The following is a 3149-nucleotide window of genomic DNA, read 5'->3' as shown; positions in this document are numbered from 1 at the left end:
ATCAACAAATCGCTGACCAAGCTCTTAGTGGATTTTAGTGTTCGGTTTTCAATTTCAACTGCTATTTAAAGTAGATCGCTTTGGAGGTATTAATGTTTACTCCCACTGAACAAACTGTGTTGTCAAAATTGCCTCAAGAAGTCCAGCGAACGTTGTCGGAATACCCATCGGTTGCCCAAAACTACTTGATGGCGCGATCGCTTCCTGTATTAACTGAAAATTACAAGTTGGAACTATTTGAAATTTACTACGACTGTGCTGACCTTCCGGCACTAGCAATCAAAAAGGGTGTGCTTACTACTAATGAAACCAACTGTGATACTCCACCAACCATCGTTGAGGGTATAGGTGACGATGGCGCAGTATTTATTCAGGTAAGAGAGCGCGTCATCCTCAATCGAGTTAGAGGTCATTTTCCCGAAGTCAAATCAGTGCTAGTGGAGGTTAGCTAATGTCAAATCAACAACGAATAAACGATCTAGCCTCACTGTTTGGTGACAAAGACAAAATTATTATATCTCTAGGGCGGGAAAAAATTTATCCAAACGAAGACGTGTCTGATGCAACTCTAGAACGGTTAGAAAATGCTTTGCGTTCCCCACAATTAGAAAACAAAACAATCAGAGTTTTAGAGTTAATAGGAGTTTCAACCAAAACAGAACTTATCTACCGTAGTTCTCAAAATGCTCTCGATCTAGATCCCAAGAATGTTGCCAAGCAATTTCAGACTAATTCTCTATTTTCATTGCCAAAAATAGAGCAAGTGGAGCAAAGCCTAACAGTTAATCAATGGTTAGTAGCTTTAAATCAAACTGTCAAAGATACAGTAAAAAGAGTTGAGGAAGAATCACTATATATTCCCTAAAACGTGCGCTCTTTAGTGTCAAAAGTTTAATTTGTTAGGAGACTTCCACTGTGACTCAATATCCAAATGCAACGCTTAACGCCGAAGACTCTATCAATCTGACTCCGTTTCCCAATGGCTATCGACCTAAAGAAATTGAGGTGTATTTAGGTGATAGTTGCTCTGATTCAGCTTATCACTACAGAAATGGTCAATGGTTTGATATTAGTCTTAAAAATATTACTGATGAATCTGTTGTCCAAATATTAATTGACGACCAGTGGGCTTATATTCAAGCAGGGAACGAAGTTTTGTTAGATAAACTGGGAGGGGCTGTGCTACCTGAAATTCCCAATCAAGAATTTTTAGTATCTCGAATTAGTCATTATTTGCAAAACTGAGAGGTCGGATTTTTTGCATAGGTTGAATCTGGGTTCATAGGAGTTTTTGAGTTATCCAAATAACACCAAGTAAAGCAGTAAAAAATAGTTTTAATCCACCATCCATTGAGGTAGGAAAATAAAATGGAACCGACGATTGAAGAGCTTAAAGCATCTCTAGAGAAGCTAAGGTTAGAACCAGATCCTCCCCCACGTCCTAGTCCCCGCGAAACAGCCCCAGAGATAAAAACGCCACTGGCTATGTCAGTAAGAGATGCGGCAATGCACGTTATTGAAAAGCGCAATAACGCTACTGAATGGCAGAAAGGTCAAATGGCTGATGGCGAGGTGTATGACGACAGTAATGGAGGAGTTAGCGAAAGAATTAACGGTTTAGAGATAAGTGTTTGTCAGCGACAAGATTCATCAGTGAGTGTTGAAATTTATGATGACGCTTACTCTGATGCCACAATGCACCAAAATATTCCTGATAGGCACTATGAATTTACATTGCTAGACACTAACTCGCATGGTGAAGCTGTTTATTTTCTCCCAGAGCATAGTATTTACGAGCGAATGGGAGTAACCAAGGATGAATTTGCTCATTTAGTAACAGAGCGATTGTCAGGGATGGCAAATAAAATAGATTTGCAAAGTTCTATCCAACAAGAAAGCACTTTAGCAACAAGTTCTGTGCAAGTTGCAAATGAACGCCTAGAAGCGAACTTACTTCCTCAAGACCCTCTACCTGTCACAGTGGAAAAAGAACAGATAGGATCAGTGCCAGCAAATTCTGTCACATGGATGGAGTCGTTAAAAGCACAGCTTGGTAATGTTGATGGCTCTAAGTTACAAGTTTTTGCTGGCAACAATAAAGTCTACGAGCAAACAGATAATGTCGTCACTACTGATAAATTAGCAACCCCTGTTGGGGAAAAAGTACAGCAAGCTTTAGAGAATCCTAACGAATTAAAAGGTTCTGTCCGCGTTGTGGTGGACGGAGAGAAAGTCTACCACGCCAAAAATGGTCAAGTTCTAGAAAATAAACATTCTTTAACACTAGAAAATTCACCAGTTACTCACCAAAAGAGCTTGAATGTTGTTCCAGAAGGAGCCAGAGTGAGTGAACTACAAACACAAAACCTACCAGTTACTCCAGAAAAAAGCTTGAATGTTGTTCCAGAAGTAGCCCAAGTAAGTGAACTACAAGCACAAAACTTACCAGTTACTCCAGAAAAGACTTTAGAACCTGCTCTAAAAGTAACTCAAGTAGCCCAAGTCCAAGAACAAGTTTTCCAAGGAGATCGCGCAGAAATAATAGATGCAGTAGTTTTAGACGTATCTCCAGTAATTGAAAATCAAAAATCTAACAGTGGGGCAATTGTCTTGGCGCGGCAAGACAAAGAGATGATTCCTTTTCCTATAAATCCCACCCCGATAGAACTAGACGCAAAGATGCCAGAGGTAGTCAACCCAAATAATGCAAGCACTCGCGGTTCTGTAGAGCAGGCATTAGCCGATGCTCTCGCTCGGATTGATTCACTACAAGCACAGTTAAAGGACACCCAAAAATCCCTTGAGGATCTTTCTAAATTTGTTCGCAACGATAACTTAAAGTCTTGGGCGGAACATAAGGTTACTGACGTTAACAAGACTTCTCAATCCATTGCAGAGCAAGCCAAAAGTAAAGTAATGCAATGGGTGCAGGCTAAAACCGTACAGGTTAAAGAAGCCGTTCAAGGCAAGGTTAACGAAGTTAAAACTTTTGCTCAAGATAAGGTTAATGAAGTTAAAACTGCTGCCCAAATTAAAGTAAATGAAGTCAAGACCGTTGCTCAAGACAAGGTTAATGAAGTCAAAACTGCTGCCCAAGATAAAGTTAGCGAAGTTAAGATTGCTACCCAGGATAAGGTAAATGAGGTCAA

Annotated in this window: 4 protein-coding genes; all 4 read left to right on the top strand. The window is 40.0% G+C overall.

The features are described from left to right. Window positions 1–92 precede the first annotated feature (92 nt). Entirely contained in the window at window positions 93–452 is a 360-nt protein-coding gene (locus tag C7B70_RS25345) for a hypothetical protein (protein ID WP_106371637.1), read from the top strand. Further along, a complete protein-coding gene (locus tag C7B70_RS25340) occupies window positions 452–865 on the top strand; it encodes a hypothetical protein (protein ID WP_106371636.1) in 414 nt (137 codons plus the stop codon). Before C7B70_RS25345 ends, C7B70_RS25340 begins: the two co-directional genes overlap by 1 nt. 50 nt (window positions 866–915) lie before the next feature. Further along, window positions 916–1245: a hypothetical protein gene (locus C7B70_RS25335; protein WP_106371635.1), complete on the top strand. Its 330-nt coding sequence runs from the start codon at window positions 916–918 to the stop codon at window positions 1243–1245. 123 nt (window positions 1246–1368) lie between these two features. Next, window positions 1369–3149: hypothetical protein (locus tag C7B70_RS25330; protein ID WP_106371634.1), on the top strand; the 1781-nt coding region annotated here is incomplete at its 3' end.

Source organism: Chlorogloea sp. CCALA 695 (assembly GCF_003003885.1).
In the GTDB taxonomy this organism is placed as follows: Bacteria; Cyanobacteriota; Cyanobacteriia; order Cyanobacteriales; family Chroococcidiopsidaceae; genus Aliterella.
The sequence above is the reverse complement of the archived record's forward strand: the minus strand, read 5'-3'. Positions and strand labels throughout refer to the sequence as shown.